Origin of the sequence: Corynebacterium sp. USCH3 (assembly GCF_037619475.1) — a bacterium.
In the GTDB taxonomy this organism is placed as follows: domain Bacteria; phylum Actinomycetota; class Actinomycetes; order Mycobacteriales; family Mycobacteriaceae; genus Corynebacterium.
On sequence record NZ_JAQPZT010000001.1, the window covers coordinates 383289 to 398772 of the forward strand.

The 15484-nt window shown below is 66.0% G+C and carries 16 protein-coding genes; 9 read left to right on the forward strand and 7 right to left on the reverse strand.

Translation table 11 applies throughout. The features are described 5' to 3' along the window. Positions 1-58: 58 nt before the first annotated feature. From PQI66_RS01790 to PQI66_RS01815, 6 genes are all read left to right on the forward strand, one after another. Positions 59-3439: a DNA translocase FtsK 4TM domain-containing protein gene (locus PQI66_RS01790; RefSeq protein WP_339995527.1), complete on the forward strand. Its 3381-nt coding sequence runs from the start codon at positions 59-61 to the stop codon at positions 3437-3439. Between the two features lie 169 nt (positions 3440-3608). After that, on the forward strand, positions 3609-4676 hold the full coding sequence (locus PQI66_RS01795) for a TerC family protein (protein ID WP_339995529.1): 1068 nt from the start codon (positions 3609-3611) through the stop codon (positions 4674-4676). A 75-nt stretch (positions 4677-4751) separates the two neighbouring features. After that, positions 4752-5393, forward strand: coding sequence for a CDP-diacylglycerol--glycerol-3-phosphate 3-phosphatidyltransferase (pgsA, locus tag PQI66_RS01800; RefSeq protein WP_339995991.1), 642 nt, complete (start codon positions 4752-4754; stop codon positions 5391-5393). Further along, positions 5386-5961: a CinA family protein gene (locus tag PQI66_RS01805; RefSeq protein WP_339995531.1), complete on the forward strand. Its 576-nt coding sequence runs from the start codon at positions 5386-5388 to the stop codon at positions 5959-5961. The genes pgsA and PQI66_RS01805 overlap by 8 nt, the downstream gene beginning before the upstream one ends. 118 nt (positions 5962-6079) lie before the next feature. Next, positions 6080-6457 carry a helix-turn-helix domain-containing protein gene (locus PQI66_RS01810; protein WP_339995533.1) on the forward strand — a complete coding sequence of 126 codons (378 nt, stop codon included), beginning with the start codon at positions 6080-6082 and terminating at the stop codon, positions 6455-6457. Between the two features lie 65 nt (positions 6458-6522). Further along, entirely contained in the window at positions 6523-7371 is an 849-nt protein-coding gene (locus tag PQI66_RS01815; RefSeq protein ID WP_339995535.1) for a PspA/IM30 family protein, read from the forward strand. Positions 7372-7695: 324 nt separating this feature from the next. Here the strand turns inward: PQI66_RS01815 and PQI66_RS01820 are convergent, their stop codons facing one another. Genes PQI66_RS01820 through PQI66_RS01830 form a run of 3 tightly spaced genes read right to left on the reverse strand, consistent with a single transcriptional unit; the run spans position 7696 to position 9637 of the window. After that, positions 7696-8325: an energy-coupling factor transporter transmembrane component T family protein gene (locus PQI66_RS01820; protein ID WP_339995537.1), complete on the reverse strand. Its 630-nt coding sequence runs from the start codon at positions 8323-8325 to the stop codon at positions 7696-7698. Then, positions 8322-9014, reverse strand: a complete 693-nt coding sequence (locus PQI66_RS01825) for an energy-coupling factor ABC transporter ATP-binding protein (protein ID WP_339995539.1) — start codon at positions 9012-9014, stop codon at positions 8322-8324. The genes PQI66_RS01820 and PQI66_RS01825 overlap by 4 nt, the downstream gene beginning before the upstream one ends. Beyond that, entirely contained in the window at positions 9011-9637 is a 627-nt protein-coding gene (locus PQI66_RS01830; RefSeq protein ID WP_339995541.1) for a biotin transporter BioY, read from the reverse strand. The genes PQI66_RS01825 and PQI66_RS01830 overlap by 4 nt, the downstream gene beginning before the upstream one ends. A 75-nt stretch (positions 9638-9712) precedes the next feature. On the opposite strand from PQI66_RS01830, the gene PQI66_RS01835 reads away from it, so the two are divergent. The 3 genes from PQI66_RS01835 (at position 9713) to PQI66_RS01845 (ending at position 11926) form a co-directional block, all read left to right on the forward strand. Then, a complete protein-coding gene (locus tag PQI66_RS01835) occupies positions 9713-9919 on the forward strand; it encodes a DUF3046 domain-containing protein (protein WP_339995544.1) in 207 nt (68 codons plus the stop codon). A gap of 214 nt (positions 9920-10133) precedes the next feature. Further along, on the forward strand, positions 10134-11288 hold the full coding sequence (gene recA / locus PQI66_RS01840; RefSeq protein ID WP_339995545.1) for a recombinase RecA: 1155 nt from the start codon (positions 10134-10136) through the stop codon (positions 11286-11288). Positions 11289-11302: 14 nt separating this feature from the next. Next, positions 11303-11926, forward strand: a complete 624-nt coding sequence (locus PQI66_RS01845; protein ID WP_339995547.1) for a regulatory protein RecX — start codon at positions 11303-11305, stop codon at positions 11924-11926. 20 nt (positions 11927-11946) lie between these two features. On the opposite strand, the gene PQI66_RS01850 is transcribed toward PQI66_RS01845, so the two are convergent. The 4 genes from PQI66_RS01850 to PQI66_RS01865 are packed head-to-tail and all read right to left on the reverse strand — an operon-like array spanning position 11947 to position 15275. Then, positions 11947-12885 carry an amino acid ABC transporter permease gene (locus PQI66_RS01850; protein ID WP_339995549.1) on the reverse strand — a complete coding sequence of 313 codons (939 nt, stop codon included), beginning with the start codon at positions 12883-12885 and terminating at the stop codon, positions 11947-11949. Then, a complete protein-coding gene (locus PQI66_RS01855) occupies positions 12885-13574 on the reverse strand; it encodes an amino acid ABC transporter permease (protein WP_339995551.1) in 690 nt (229 codons plus the stop codon). Before PQI66_RS01855 ends, PQI66_RS01850 begins: the two co-directional genes overlap by 1 nt. Before the next feature lie 30 nt (positions 13575-13604). Further along, positions 13605-14531 carry a transporter substrate-binding domain-containing protein gene (locus PQI66_RS01860; RefSeq protein WP_339995553.1) on the reverse strand — a complete coding sequence of 309 codons (927 nt, stop codon included), beginning with the start codon at positions 14529-14531 and terminating at the stop codon, positions 13605-13607. Positions 14532-14546: 15 nt separating this feature from the next. Continuing rightward, positions 14547-15275 carry an amino acid ABC transporter ATP-binding protein gene (locus tag PQI66_RS01865; protein WP_339995993.1) on the reverse strand — a complete coding sequence of 243 codons (729 nt, stop codon included), beginning with the start codon at positions 15273-15275 and terminating at the stop codon, positions 14547-14549. Between the last annotated feature and the right edge of the window lie 209 nt (positions 15276-15484).

Below are 15484 nucleotides of genomic sequence, written 5' to 3' on the forward strand. Positions count from 1 at the left end.
CTGCTGTGACGCGTGTTGCGACTGTTATTGGTGGGGTCGGCGGGATAGACTGGCGCGCATGTCAACGACCAGTCGCACGCGTAACTCTCCCGGGGCTCCGTCCCGGCGCTCCACTGGGCGATCGTCCCGACCGTCGACGGGGACCTCGGCGAAGACTCCAGCCGCCGCAGCCCGTGCACGTCGTGCACCGTCCTACGATACGACGGACTTTGAACGTACCGGTGGAGCGTTCGGTGCCGTCGGTTCCTCTGTCGGATCCATGGTCGGCGGGTTCTCCCGTGGTATCGGAGGACTGGCACGGAAGCTGTCGGTGAGGGTGCCGGATGCGCCGGACGGCCCGGGCGCACCGGACAACAGGGCAGCTGCGGCGTCCGGCTACGACGACGTGGACGAGTTGCCCACCACTGTCCTGGACCGTGCCAGTGACTCGAAGAAGAACCGCCGTTCGACGGCGAAAGGAGCGACCAGGAACGTGGACGACGCCGCGGTGACGGACGACGCCGGACAGCAGGAGACCGACGACAGTACCGCCGGTGGCTCCCGCGTGCGTGTCGGCGGACACTCTGACGGAGCGGCCCTGGGAGCACTCGCCCTCGCTCTGGTCGTCGCCGGAACGTCCTGGTTCGGCGTCGGTGGTGCGGTGGGTGCAGGCATCGACTTCGTGTTGACCTACGTCATCGGCGCCGCAGCGCTGCTGGTGCCGGTGGTGCTGGCGGCGACCGCATGGATCCTGATGGTCGGTGTCGACACCACCCAGCGTTCGCGGCTACGGCTCGGCATCGGGGTGGGGATCGTGGTTCTCGCCGTGTTGGGCATGATCCACATCTTCGCCGGGCAACCGTCGGAGGTGGACGGACGTGCGTCCGCGGGTGGCATCGTCGGCCAGTTCATCGGCACGCCGATGGCGGTGGGGTTCAGCGAGTACGTTGCGGTCCCGCTGCTGCTGATGGTGATCGTCTACGGGGCGCTCCAACTCACCGGGATGACCGTCCGGCAACTGGTGTCCTCGCTCGCGGGATGGTTGGGCTACCGTGCGCGCGCACGTCGCGGTGACGGCAGGCACGGCGATCTGTCGGACTACGGTGAGTACGACGGCTATGACGAGAGCGGCGAGTACGACGAGTACGCCTCGGTGGACCGTGAGCTCGACGACGCGGTGAGGCAGGACCGGGCGCCGCGGGCGACGAGCCGCGGGCGGCGGAGCACGGAAGTCGCCGGTGACCGGCCGGCCCCGCGACCTTCTCGTCCCACACGGGCGACGAGCCCGATGGACAACTACCCTGTGGATCCCCGGGAGGACGACCACGCAACCCTGGTGTTCCGGGGAGAGTCCACGCCGACGCCCGTCGAGGACGACCTCGATGCGCCGACGGTGGACGACAGCGCGGCCACCACGACGTCAGCGACACGGGCGACCCCCTCGGCCCCCGCGTCACCGTCAGCCCGATCACCGCGACGGGCATCCGACGCAGCGACAGGCATCGACGACGATCTGCTCGCTTCTCCGGCGGCATCGGCCGTGCCTGGTGCCGGGGCAGCCGCACCGTCTGCGGTGGCCGCGAGCGCGGCGGCACCTGCCCGGACGACTGAGCAGGAGGCGCGGAGCGCCACGGACGAGAGGGAGGAGACCCGACGGCGGATCCTCGCACGCTCCGGCTCCGCAGCGCCGACCCCCGCGGTGCCGGACGAGGACCCGACACCGGACGCCTCCGACGGCGGATCGGTCCGGACGGCCGGTGACGTCACCTCCGCCGAGTACCTGCTGCCGTCGACCGAACTTCTGGTCCCGGGAGAGGTGGCGAAGACCCACAGTGCCGCCAACGACCGCATGATCGAGGCAATCACCGACGTCTTCGAGGAGTTCAAGATCGACGCGCAGGTCACGGGGTTCTCCCGCGGGCCGACGGTGACCCGGTACGAGATCGAACTCGGGCCCGGTGTGAAAGTCTCGAAGATCACCAACCTGCAGTCGAACCTCGCCTATGCGGCGGCGACCGACAACGTCCGGTTGCTCACCCCGATTCCGGGCAAATCCGCTGTGGGAATCGAGGTCCCCAACAGCGACCGTGAGATGGTGCGTCTCGGCGACGTCCTGAACGCCCCGAACGTGAGCAGCGAACCCGATCCGATGCTCATCGGCCTCGGCAAGGACATCGAGGGCACCTTCGTGGCCCATTCGATCCAGAAGATGCCGCACCTGCTGGTCGCCGGTTCGACCGGTTCGGGTAAGTCCGCCTTCGTCAACTCCCTGCTGGTGTCGGTGCTCACTCGGGCCACGCCCGAAGACGTCCGGCTGATCCTCATCGACCCGAAGATGGTGGAGCTGACCCCCTACGAGGGCATCCCCCACCTGGTCACCCCGATCATCACGCAGCCGAAGAAGGCTGCCGCGGCGTTGACCTGGCTGGTCGAGGAGATGGAACAGCGCTACATGGACATGAAGTCCACCCGCGTGCGCCATATCAAGGACTTCAACCGGAAGGTCAAGTCCGGGGAGATCACCACCCCGGCCGGGTCCGAACGGGAGTACCGTCCGTACCCCTACATCGTCTGTGTGGTCGACGAGCTCGCCGATCTCATGATGACCGCACCCAAGGAGATCGAGGACGCCATCGTGCGGATCACCCAGAAGGCGCGTGCCGCGGGTATCCACCTCGTCCTGGCCACCCAGCGTCCGTCGGTGGACGTGGTCACGGGGCTGATCAAGACCAACGTCCCGTCCCGGCTGGCGTTCGCGACGTCCTCCCTGACCGACTCGAGGGTCATCCTCGACCAGGGTGGTGCGGAGAAGCTCATCGGTATGGGTGACGGCCTGTTCATCCCCCAGGGTGCCGGCAAGCCCTTGCGCATGCAGGGTGCCTTCGTCACCGACGAAGAGGTCCAGGCGGTTGTTGACGCGGCCAAGGACCAGGCGGAACCCGACTACACCGACGGTGTGACCGAGGACAAGGCCGCCGAGGCCAAGAAGGACATCGACCCGGACATCGGCAACGACCTGGAGGATCTGCTGCAGGCCGTGGAACTCGTGGTCACCAGCCAGTTCGGCTCGACCTCGATGCTGCAACGGAAGCTGCGTATCGGGTTCGCCAAGGCGGGACGCCTGATGGACCTCATGGAGACCCACGGTGTGGTCGGCCCGTCCGAGGGGTCGAAGGCGCGCGATGTGCTGGTCAAGCCCGAGGAGTTGGACACCATCATCTGGATGCTCAAGGGCGCTGACCCGGCTGAGGCACCGAAGGACGCCCCGGGGGCGGAGCCCGACAGCGGCGACGTCTACGACGACGGTGCCGACGGTGGTTACGGCAGTGGGTACGACGACACCCACGACGGAGGGTACGCGGGGCAGGACAGTGATCCGACCGGCGAGATTCCCGTCGTCGGTGAGCAGGACACCCGTGTCGTCAGAGCCGACCCCTCCCACACGACGGGCGCATTCTAGTGGCGTTCTGGTAGAGTCCTGAAGAGTCAGGAGGGGAGTACCCCGCCCGCGGCACTGATCGTCAACACGGCGACCGTCATCGGTCCCCGGTCGTGCCGGCCACCAGGACGAACTCCGGTGGTGGGGGAGACCTCCGGTCCACCTAGCCGACCGGAGGTTTCGACCAGTCATGGAAGTCAACGCACTCACCTGGATCATCACCATCGCGGTGATCGCCGGGTTCTTCATCTTCGATTTCTACGCGCATGTGCGCACCCCCCACGCTCCCTCCATCAAGGAATCCGCCTGGTGGAGCCTCTTCTACGTCGGGCTCGCGTGTGCCTTCGGCGTGTTCCTCTGGTTCACCTGGGGTGAACCGGGTGACCCGCACGCCCACGGTGTCGAGTTCTTCACGGGCTACGTGACCGAAAAGGCGCTGAGCGTGGACAATCTGTTCATCTTCGCGCTCATCATGGGGACCTTCAAGGTGCCCCGCGAGTACCAGCAGAAGGTCCTGCTCATCGGCATCGCCCTGGCGCTGGTGTTCCGGGGTATCTTCATCGCCTTCGGTGCCGCGGCCATCGAGGCGTGGTCGGACATCTTCTACATCTTCGGCATCTGGTTGTTGTGGACGGCCTACACCGTGGTCCGTGACGAGCTGTCGGACCAGCCGGCGCGGGACCCCAGCGACATGAAGCTGATCAAGGTCCTCAACAAGGCTGTCCCTGTCGCCGACGACTACAGCGGTGACAAGCTCCTGGTACGTCGTCTCGGCAAGCGCGCCGTGACACCGCTTCTGGTCTGCCTCGTGGCCATCGGTATGACGGACCTCATGTTCGCGCTCGACTCCATTCCCGCGATCTACGGCATCACCCAGGAGCCGTACATCGTGTTCACGACCAACGCCTTCGCCCTGCTTGGCCTGCGTCAGATGTACTTCCTGCTGGACGGGCTGCTGGACCGGTTGGTGTACCTGCCCTACGGTCTGGGGATCATCCTGGCCTTCATCGGGGTCAAGCTGGTGCTGCACGCCCTGCACGAGAACGGCCTGCCGTTCATCAACGGTGGTGAGCCGGTGCTCGGGGCACCTGAGGTCGAGACCGTCGTGTCCCTCATCGTCATCGTGGGTGTGCTGACCGTGACCGTGATCGCCAGCCTGGTGAAGTCGAAGCGCGATGCCCGGGCGGAGGCCGCTGGGGAGCACGTCGGCGACGGTGCGGCTGACGGGTCGTCGGTCGAGGCGAGCTCCCGCGACTGAAACTGACCACCGTCGGTGCACCAACTTCCGGGGGCACTGGGTAGGATGTGAAGGGTGCAACAGACGCAGCACGAGATGCAGAACAGCGACGCGAACGACCACGGAGGCCACGGCACGCCCGCCGGCGCCCGTCGGTCCTCCTTCGGACGCGCTGTCCACCGGTTCAACCTCCCCAACGTCCTGACGACGGTCCGGATCGTCCTGATCCCGGTCTTCGTCTGGTTGCTGATCGCTGCCGGGCCGTTGGCGGGGGAGAGGGATCTCGACAGTGCGCTGCGCTGGTGGTCGCTGGTGGCTTTCTGCGTGCTCATGGCGACCGACCAGCTGGACGGGTTCCTCGCCCGCCGGTACGAGGTCATCACCGACTACGGAAAGCTCGCCGACCCGATCGCGGACAAGGCGTTGATGATTTCGGCGATGGTGTCGCTGAACATCCTGGGCGACCTGTGGTGGCCCGTGACTGTGGTCATCGTCTTCCGCGAACTCGGTATCACGGTGTGGCGGATGGTCCTGGCCCGGCGGGGGAAGGTTGTCCCGGCCTCGAAGGGCGGCAAGCTCAAGACCGTGCTGCAGACCCTGGCCATCGCTCTCGTGATTGCGCCGTTGCCTGAGTGGACCAACTGGATCACCTACCCGCTCGTGGGCGTCGCTGTCCTGGTGACCGTGGTCACCGGAGTGCAGTACCTGCTGGATTCCCGGAACCGGTCGGATGACTGAGTCCACCGGTCCGTCCCTCTCCGGGATCCTCGCCCGTCGACTGGTGTCCGCCGCGACATCGGCGGGTGTGACGGTGGCGACGGCGGAGTCTCTCACCGCCGGGAGCGTCGCCTCGACCATCGCCGATGTTCCGGGAGCCTCGGCGGTGCTGCGCGGGGGGCTCATCGTCTACGCGACCGACCTCAAGTCGACTCTCGCCGGCGTCGACGAAGGCCTGCTCAATGCGCGGGGTGCGGTCGATCCGGACGTGGCCCGTGCACTCGCCCGGGGTGCGGCGACCCGCTGCGGGGCGGACATCGGTCTGGGGGTCACCGGTGTCGCCGGCCCGGACAGTCAGGACGGACACCCGGTGGGTGAGGTCTTCATCGCGGTGTGGTCGCCGTCCCGCGACGGTGAGGCCGCCGTCGACCATGTGGTGGCCCTCGACGCCTCCGAGACGACGGACCCGCCGTCCTCCCACCCGGATCGACGGGCGGCGATCCGGGCGGCGACGACCGCCCGGGCGCTCTCCCTGGCCATCGACACCGTCGATGCGCTGGACGCGCTCGCCGCCGTGTCCGAGGACTAGAGAGGACTAGACCGGTCCGCCCGGAGGACGACTCCGTGACACTCCCGCGGCGGTCACCCGGCGGGTGGTCTAAACTTGACCGGGAACAAAAAGGGATCCCCAACCGTTGGAGACGGTGATGGCAAAGCACACTTCGGTACTCGAGAAAGAACGACCCGACGTCGACCTGGCGGGAGTCGACGCGGTCTCCACGACCCTCGCCGAACCGCTGTTGCGTGAGGCACTCGGGGCGACGCTCCGCGGGTTCCGCGAAGACTCCCACCGCACACTGCGGGAACTTGCCGTTGCCGCGAATGTCAGCCCCGGGTACCTCTCGGAGCTCGAGCGGGGCCGTAAGGAAGTGTCCTCCGAACTCCTGGCCAGCGTCTGCATGGCCCTGGGGATCAGGGTGTCCCAGGTGATCATCGAGGCGGCCGCCATGATGGCCTTCGACGCCGCTGCCGCCGAACTGACGGCCGCGACTCCGGTCGAACCGGTGTCCGTCGTTTCCCACTGATATACTTTCCTGGTTAACCTCAACTCTGCGATCGCACCGCCCGTCCGAAGGAGACGTTCAGACTCATGGCAAACCCGTTCTCGAAGGCCTGGAAGTACCTCATGGCACTGTTCGACTCGAAGATCGAGGAGAACGCCGATCCGAAGGTGCAGATCGAGCAGGCGATCCGCGAGGCGCAGAACCAGCACCGTCAGTTGTCCCAGCAGGCGGCGGCGGTCATCGGCAACCAGCGTCAGCTCGAGATGAAGCTGAACCGCCAGCTCGCGGAGATCGAGAAGCTTCAGGCCAATACCAAGCAGGCGTTGACCTTGTCGGACAAGGCACGTTCTGAGGGCGACAACCAGAAGGCCGTCGAGTACGAGAACGCGGCAGAGGCGTTCGCTGCACAGCTGGTCACCGCAGAACAGTCCGTGGAGGACATGAAGCAGCTGCACGACCAGTCGCTTCAGCAGGCCGACCAGGCGAAGAAGGCGGTGGAACGTAACTCCATGCAGCTTCAGCAGAAGGTCTCCGAGCGGACCAAGCTGCTCAGCCAGCTCGAGCAGGCGAAGATGCAGGAGAAGGTCGCGGAGTCGCTGCAGTCGATGGACCGTGCCGCCAGCGCTGACTCGCCCAACCTCGACCAGGTCCGCGAGAAGATCGAACGTCGTTACTCCAACGCCCTGGGGCAGGCTGAGTTGGCGGAGAACTCGGTGCAGGGCCGTATGGCCGAGGTGGAGCAGGCAGGCGTGCAGATGGCCGGTCACTCGCGGCTGGAGCAGTTGCGTGCGGAGATGGGGGCGGGCGCTGCCGGGCAGAACGCGGTGGGCGGTGGCAGCAACGCCCAGCAGGCCATCAACCAGGCGCAGCCCCAGGCACAGGCCGTCAACAACGATGCTGTCGCCCAGAAGATGCGTGAGCTCCGGGGCGAGTAGCCGCCCGGGTGGTGCACGGACCCGGGGCATCGGGTTCCGGGTGGGGTAAGCTGCATCACCTGGCGACGCCACACGACCGCAGCCCGGGGCAGAAGGGGCATCGACGCTGCGTGCGACGGCGGCTGACCGGGAACGCGTCCTGGCGGAGTTGTCGGAGAGTTCGACGAACGCGCGGCAGCCACCTGGAGTGCCGTCTCGCGGGATGACCTGCGCTCGTCGAGTTGCGTGACGCGTCGTTCGAGTCCTCGGAGACCGTGGTCACGGTGACCGCGGTGATGGGCGGGGTGGAAGTCGAACGCGTGCCCCGTGTTGCCCGCTTCAGGCTCAGTCGGCGGCGCCGCGGGCGCGGAGTGCGTCAGCGATCGCCCGGGCGCGCAGGACCGTCCTCACGACGACGGGCACACCGAAGGCCGTCAGTGACAGGCCGACGGACCGGTTGCCGCGGGCGCGTCGCGCGTCGAGTACCTCGTTGACGGCCTGGACCTGGAGTGGAATCAACCTGATGGTCAGGGTCAGTGCCAGACTGACCTGGTCGACCGGGAGGCCGACCCGGGCGAACGGGGACAACAGCCGGTCGAAGGTGTCCATGAGTTCCGAGACCCGGGTCGTCAGTGTGAGAGTCACGGCGCCGGTGACGGCCGCGAACAGGACCAGCATCATGGTGACCGCCTGGTGCCCGTCAGCCCGCCACCAGAGCATGAGCCCCAGAAATAAGAGGAGGGGGAGCGCCCCGACCACCTGACGCAGCATCAGGCGGGGAGGAATCCTTCCGACCAGGGCGGCCGCTGCGACCAGTGCGACACACACCGAGCCGCCGACCCAGGTGTCGACCACGACCGCGGAGGCGACGAGGAACACACCGAGGACGCTGAGTTTGAGTCCGGGGGCGGCGCGGTGCAGCGGTGACGTACCGGGGAAGTAGATGCCGAGGGGGACGCGGGACGGGCTGATCACGATGCCGTCGCCTCGTTCATCCTGCGTGTGTAGGCGGAGATCACCGTGTCCGGGGGGCCGTCGTCGACGATGCGGCCCCGGGCGACGCAGATCGTCCTGTCGGCATCCGCGGCGAGTTCCAGATCGTGGGTGACGGTGATGACCTGCTGCGGCAGCGAGTCCAGCGTTCTTCTCAGTCTGTTCCGGTTCACCAGGTCGAGGAGACAGGACGGTTCGTCGGCGACGATGACCTGCGGACTCAACGCCGTGATCGACGCCAGGGCGAGCATCTGCTTCTCACCGCCGGACAACAGATGGGGAGACTGCTCTTCCCTGCCAGTCAGGCCCACCCGCGCCAAGGCAGTGGCGACCTGCTCGTTGATCTGTGCACGGTTCAGGCCTGTGCCGCGTAGCGAGAAAGCGACGTCCTCGGCGACGCTGGGCATGATGATCTGGTTGTCCGGGTCGGAGAACAGGAACCCGACCGATCCGCGTACCCGACGCCCCCGGCGTCCGACCGGGACGCCGTCGACCTCGACGGACCCGGATGTCGCTGTGGTGAGGCCGTTGATCAGCCGGATCAGTGTGGACTTGCCTGAGCCGTTGGCACCGATGATGCTGATACGTTGTTCGGTCAGCTCCAGACTCACCGGGTGCAGGATCGTCGTTCCGTCGGCGGTGACCGAGGCGTCACGGAAGCTGACCGTCACTGCGTCACCCCGGTGTGTCCTTCGCCGCGGCCCGACGACGGGAGGAGGTCGGGGAGCGCCCGGATGACCGCGGCGGCGATCAGGGCGGCCACGACCACCTTGACGATGTCGCCGGGAATGAACGGGGTGTTCGACACGAGTGCGCCGACGAAGTCCATGCCCGTCCGGAGTACCAGCCCGACGCTGCCGCACAGGTACTGGACGCAGACTCCGACGAGGCCGGCGGCGACGAACACGCCGACCCGCCCCGCGTGCCGACGTGGTGCCAGCTGGGCGATCGCCCCGATGACGACGGCGGACACGATGTACCCGACGACGTATCCGACAGTCGGGCCGGCGACGGCGGCGAGGGCGGGTTTCCAGCCCGCCATGTTGGGGACTCCGACAAACCCGACGGCGATGAACAGGGCCACGGCGAGACCGCCTCGTTTCCACCCGAGGATCATGGCCGTCAACGCCACACCCATGTTCTGCAGGACGATCGGCACCCCCAGGGCGCCGACCGGGATCGTCACGGCGCCGAGCACGATGATCAGCGCGGCAAAGGTCGCCATCAGTGCGATGTCGGCGGCAGTGGACCGGCGCGTGGACGTCGCCGGGGTCAGGGTCGATGAGTTCACCATGTGAAGAACTCTAGACTGAAGCTTGTACGGTGTTCAAGATCTGCGCGGCCCGGGGTGTCTGTTAGCGTGGTGGGCATGCGACGCACGGAGTTCGACCGACTGGTTCACGGGGAGTTCGGCGATTCCTTCGGTAGCTGGATCGCCGGGAGTCATGTTCTGGCGGGCCTCGGCGCGACCCCGGGTGAGCTTGTCGAGCAGGGGCACAACCTCAGGGAGGTGTGGCTGGCGCTGTGTGACGACTTCGACGTGCCGCCGGAACGGCGGTTGGGCGAGGACCTCTGACAGCCGGGGCGGTCGCGCGGACTGCGTGTCGACTGTTATCGAACACAGGTTCGTGTATTGTCTGGTGTGTCCACTCGGCACGGTAGAAATACTCGTCGATGCCGACCACGTCCGGAGGGAACCTCCGGAGGTCCCGGTGAGTCTCTCTGTACGGGGAGACTGACGGGCGCTGCTGTTCCGGCAGTGTCGAGAACGAAAACGGAGATGAGGGCACATGGCCACCAAGAAGAAGAGCACGACCGGTAACGCCGGTGCTGACCGCCAGAAGGCACTTGATCTGGCGATGTCCCAGATCGAGAAGGACTTCGGCAAGGGGGCGGTCATGCGCCTGGGCGACGACAACCGTCCTCCGATCCAGGTCATCTCGTCGGGCAACATCGCGATCAACGTGGCGTTGGGACTCGGTGGCTTCCCGCGCGGGCGTGTCGTCGAGATCTATGGTCCGGAGTCCTCCGGTAAGACCACGGTGGCCCTGCACGCCATCGCCGAAGCACAGAAGGCCGGTGGCATCGCCGCATTCGTCGACGCGGAGCATGCCCTGGACCCGGACTACGCCAAGAAGCTCGGCGTGGACACCGACAACCTCCTGGTGTCTCAGCCGGACACCGGTGAGCAGGCGCTCGAGATCGCCGACATGCTCGTGCGTTCCGGTGCCATCGACATCATCGTGGTCGACTCCGTGGCCGCCCTGACCCCGAAGGCCGAGATCGACGGTGACATGGGCGACAGCCACGTCGGACTCCAGGCACGCCTGATGAGCCAGGCGCTGCGGAAGATGACCGGGGCCCTGCACCAGACCGGGACCACCGCGATCTTCATCAACCAGCTGCGCGAGAAGATCGGGGTCATGTTCGGTTCCCCGGAGACCACGACCGGTGGTAAGGCACTGAAGTTCTACGCCTCCGTACGATGTGATGTCCGCCGCATCCAGACCCTGAAGGACGGTCAGGACGCGGTCGGCAACCGCACCAAGATGAAGATCGTGAAGAACAAGGTGTCCCCGCCGTTCAAGATCGCCGAGTTCGACATCCTCTACGGGGAAGGTGTCTCGCGCGAGGGGTCGATCATCGACCTGGGCGTCGACAACGGGCTCGTGAAGAAGTCCGGCTCCTGGTACACCTACAAGGGTGATCAGCTCGGTCAGGGCAAGGAGAAGGCACGCGAGTTCCTCAAGGGCAACCCGGATCTCTCGGCCGAGATCGAGGACAGCATCATGCGTACGCTGCAGGTGGGGCCTTACGCCGGAGGTGCAGCCGCCGACGCTGCGACGACGGACGGTGACCAGGTCATGGACGTGCCGGGCATCGAGGATCCCGACAATGTGCCGATCAGCGTGGTTCCGACCTTCGACGATGAGGACGACGACTAAGGCGGAGTGAACTGATGTCCGAATCCGGCGCGGACAACTCCGCCACGATCGAGCAGCTGCAGGCGGCGATCGCCGCCGTGCAACGGGGCGACGGTGACGGCGAACTCATCGACGAGCGGCTGGAGGAACGCCTCGCCCCCCTGAAGAGCAGAGCCACCCGGCTGATCAGCCACCGAGACCGGTCGGTCGAAGAACTGCGCCGTCGGCTGACCGAGACCACGGGGCCGGACGGTGAGCCGGCAGACGCCGGGCTGGTGCAGGTGGTCGTCGAACGGTGCATCGCCAACGGGATGGTCGACGACACCCGGTTCGCCCGTGAATGGGTCAGGCAGCGGCAGCACAACCAACGCAAGTCCGTGTCGGTGCTCCGACGCGAGCTCGGTGACAAAGGCGTCGCACCCCGTATCATCGACGAGGCCCTCGACCAGGTCGACCCCGACGACCAGGACGCGATTCTGCGGGCGCTGGTCGAGAAGAAGGCGGGCACGGTGTCCCGGCCCCCCGCCGACCGCCGGGAATACGACAAGGCACTACGCCGTATCGTCGGTGTCGCGGCGCGGCGCGGCTTTCCGGAGGGGAGGAGTCTCACACTGGCCCGCGAGGCCCTCGACCACAGGATCGAGGAACTCGGGGAATGAGACCCCGGCACCGCTGACACCTAGTCGGCCGTGGACCTGAGGTCCTTGTGCCCCTCGGCATGCCAGTCGACATTCACGGTGTCCTTGGTGTCGATCCCCTGGTCCTTCTGGTGGGGGACCTTCGCCGCGATGTTCCGTCGGGCGCGACCGGCACGCAGCTGATGTTCGATCCTCTCGGCCAGCTTCGACAGCCCGAAGTTGATCAGGATCATGATCGCCGCCGTGACCAGAAGGGCCGGCAGCATCGCCCCGTAGAACTCGCCGAGCTGGCGGCCGGAGCGCACCACCTCGACAAAGCCGATCATGTAGCCCAGCGCGGAGTCCTTCAACGCGATGACCATCTGCGACACGATGGCAGGCAGCATCGCGGCAACAGCCTGGGGCAGCAGGATCTTCCGCATCGTCTGTCCCCAGGACAGGCCGAGCGCCGACGCAGCCTCGGACTGCCCCTTGGGCAACGACTCGATGCCGGAGCGCAGCACCTCGGCGATGACTGAACCGTTGTACATCGTCAACGCGAAGACCACGGCCGCGAATCCCATCATCGACGAGGGGAATACCGCGTACAGACCGAACAAGGCGTACGCGAACAGCATCAGCACCAGCACGGGGATGGCACGGAAGAACTCGACGATGATGCCGCAGATCCACCGCACTGCGCGCACGGTCGACAGGCGTCCGATGCCGAGTACCGCGCCGATGACCAGCGCGAGAACGATCGAGAAGACCGCGGCGAGGATGGTGTTCAGCAGCCCCGGGAGAATGTAGGTCGTCCACGTGGTCGAGTAGAAGAAGACCTCCCACTTGTCCTTGTCCAGCTGCCCGCCGTCGCCCAGTTTCCACAGCACGGAGGCCAGGATCAGAAGGAGGACGATGACCGTGGCAACGGTGAGGATCCGGTTGAACCGGACCGCCTTGGGGCCGGGGGTGTCATAGAGAACTGTGGCTCGGGTCGACATCAGCGCTTCACCGTCCAACGCTTGCCTGCCCAGCCGAACAGGAGTCCGGTCGGCAGGGTGAGGATGATGAAGCCGGCGGCGATGACGGCGAAGATGATGAGCAGGTCACTGGCGTAGTTCTCCGTCATGGTCTTCATCAGCAGGGATGCTTCACCCACGCCGATGACCGAAGCGATGGTCGTGTTCTTGATTAGTGCGATCAACGTGTTACCCAGCGGTACGATGGCGCCCCGGAATGCCTGGGGGAAGACCACGTGCCGGAAGTTCTGGGTGAAGCTGAGACCCAGGGAGCGCGCGGCCTCAGCCTGGCCGAAGGGCACCGTGTTGATGCCGGACCGCAGGGACTCGGCCACGAAGGTCGAGGTGTAGAGGATGAACGCCAGCACCGCCAGACGGAAGTTCTGCTGCTCGATGAAGCTCTCGCTGGAATTCGAGGCCAGCAGAAGGTTCAGCTGGTAGTACAGCCCCAAAGACATCAGCAGGGCGATGAGTGTCAGGGGAGTGTTGCGCACGGTGTTGATGTAGGCGGTTGCGACGGTACGCAGGATGCCGACGGGACAGACACGCATCGCGGTGAGGATCGTGCCGAGGATCATCGCACCAAGGGCAGACCAGAAGGTGAGCTTGATGGTCACCCAGAAGACCGGGAGCAGTTGCGGGCCCATCTCGGCCCAGAGATCGGGATTCATGTCGGTACCTCCTTCCTTTCAGTTGTGGTTCTAGTCTTCTGTGAAGGAGAGGTCGCCGATGTCGGGCTTCGGCCCGATCTCGAAGTCCTCTCCGAGGTTGTCCTTGACGATCTGTTCGAAGGCCCCGGAGGCGTACATCTCCTCCAACGCCTCGTTGACGGCCTCACGGTCGGTACCGTCGCCCTTGGGCAGGCCGATGCCGTAGTGTTCGTCGGTCCAGAACGACCCGTCCGGGTTCTGCAGCTGGATGACCCGGAAATCATCGTTGTAGCGCTCTCTGTAGCGCTCTGCGAAGCCTGCGAGGATCGTCGCGTCCGTGGTCAGGGCATCGACGACGCCCTGTTTGACGCCCTCGGCGCAGGCGGCGTAGGTGTCGAACTCCTGGAGCTGGACTCCGGGGAGGGCCTCCTTGACCTTCTGGGCGGGAGTGGAGCCGGAGACCGAGCACAGGCGCATCCCGTCCTTGACGTCGGCCAGGCCGGTGATGCCGGTCTTCGCCTCGATCAGCAGCCCCTGGTGGGTGACCATGTAGGGGCCGGCGAAGTCGACGGCGGCCAACCTGCCGGCGTTGATGGAGTAACTCGCGGCGATCATGTTGACCTCGCCGTTGTTGATCAGGGTCTCTCGCTGCGACGAGGGGGTCTCACGCCATTCCATGTCCGGTACGTCCCAGCCGTGCTTGTCCGCGATGAACTCGATGACGTAGCGGGAGACGTCGACGTCCATGCCGACGAACTCCTTCTCCGGGGTGCGTTCGCCGAGGCCGGGTTGATCGAACTTGGTGCCGAGGGTGACACTGCCGCTCTCGATGTCGTCGAGCAGCGACCGTGGCTCGGAGTTTCCGCAGGACGCCAGGGCCAGTACGCCTGCCGCCGCCACCACGGTGGCGGTGACCCGGCGTGCCAGCCGGCGGTGTCTCCGGGCCGGTGACGAGACGGTGACTGTTGTGGTCGTCATGGTTGCCACCGCCCTCTAGTGTCCGACGATCTTGGCCAGGAAGTCCTTGGCGCGGTCGGACGACGGGCTGGTGAAGAAGGTCTCCGGGTCGGTGTCCTCGACGATGGCACCGTCGGCCATGAAGAGGATACGGTCGGCCGCCTTCCGGGCGAAACCCATCTCGTGGGTGACCACCACCATGGTCATTCCTCCGGCGGCGAGGTCGGCCATGACATCGAGGACCTCGTTGATCATTTCGGGGTCCAGCGCCGAGGTCGGCTCGTCGAAGAGCATCACCTTCGGCTCCATGGCCAGTGCCCGGGCGATGGCGACACGTTGCTGCTGTCCACCGGACAACTGGGCAGGGTACTTGTCGGCCTGCACCGCGATTCCGACGCGGTCGAGGAGCCGGTCGGCGGTGGCGGACGCGTCGGCCTTCGACGTCTTGCGGACCTTCATCGGGGCCAGGGTGACGTTGTCACGGATGGTCATGTGGCTGAAGAGGTTGAAGGACTGGAACACCATACCGACGTCCGACCGCAGCCGGGCGAGGTCCTTGCCTTCCTCGGGGAGGAGTTCGCCGTCGATGTGGATGTCCCCGCTGTCGATGGTCTCGAGCCGGTTGATGGTCCGGCACAGCGTGGATTTTCCGGAGCCGGACGGGCCGAGGACCACCACCACCTGGCCCGAGGGGATGTCCAGGTTGATGTCCTTCAGGGCCTGGAAGTCGCCGAAGTACTTGTTCACCCCGGTGAGGGTGATCATGCTTGAAGCATTCTCTTGAGCAGTCATAGGTGGAGTCTAATGTTATTTCCCCCGCTTCGGGGAACCCGGTGAGGCCTGAGTCACGTTACGATCCGGTAAACAATCGGAAGTGTGCAGTTCCGGAATGGTAGAAGGCGGTCGGCCTTTCGGTCGGACCGGGGGTACTGGACTACACTCGGGGACCGTGGTTGAAACCCGTAGTACTGCAG

Coding starts and splice junctions, on each gene's coding strand:
- PQI66_RS01830 (WP_339995541.1), bottom strand. CDS start 9,637: ATGGTGAACTCATCGACCCTGACCCCGGCGACGTCCACGCGCCGGTCC.
- PQI66_RS01810 (WP_339995533.1), top strand. CDS start 6,080: ATGGCAAAGCACACTTCGGTACTCGAGAAAGAACGACCCGACGTCGAC.
- PQI66_RS01795 (WP_339995529.1), top strand. CDS start 3,609: ATGGAAGTCAACGCACTCACCTGGATCATCACCATCGCGGTGATCGCC.
- pgsA (WP_339995991.1), top strand. CDS start 4,752: ATGCAGAACAGCGACGCGAACGACCACGGAGGCCACGGCACGCCCGCC.
- PQI66_RS01850 (WP_339995549.1), bottom strand. CDS start 12,885: ATGTCGACCCGAGCCACAGTTCTCTATGACACCCCCGGCCCCAAGGCG.
- PQI66_RS01865 (WP_339995993.1), bottom strand. CDS start 15,275: ATGATCACCCTCACCGGGGTGAACAAGTACTTCGGCGACTTCCAGGCC.
- PQI66_RS01790 (WP_339995527.1), top strand. CDS start 59: ATGTCAACGACCAGTCGCACGCGTAACTCTCCCGGGGCTCCGTCCCGG.
- PQI66_RS01860 (WP_339995553.1), bottom strand. CDS start 14,531: ATGACGACCACAACAGTCACCGTCTCGTCACCGGCCCGGAGACACCGC.
- PQI66_RS01845 (WP_339995547.1), top strand. CDS start 11,303: ATGTCCGAATCCGGCGCGGACAACTCCGCCACGATCGAGCAGCTGCAG.
- PQI66_RS01815 (WP_339995535.1), top strand. CDS start 6,523: ATGGCAAACCCGTTCTCGAAGGCCTGGAAGTACCTCATGGCACTGTTC.
- PQI66_RS01835 (WP_339995544.1), top strand. CDS start 9,713: ATGCGACGCACGGAGTTCGACCGACTGGTTCACGGGGAGTTCGGCGAT.
- PQI66_RS01805 (WP_339995531.1), top strand. CDS start 5,386: ATGACTGAGTCCACCGGTCCGTCCCTCTCCGGGATCCTCGCCCGTCGA.
- recA (WP_339995545.1), top strand. CDS start 10,134: ATGGCCACCAAGAAGAAGAGCACGACCGGTAACGCCGGTGCTGACCGC.
- PQI66_RS01855 (WP_339995551.1), bottom strand. CDS start 13,574: ATGAATCCCGATCTCTGGGCCGAGATGGGCCCGCAACTGCTCCCGGTC.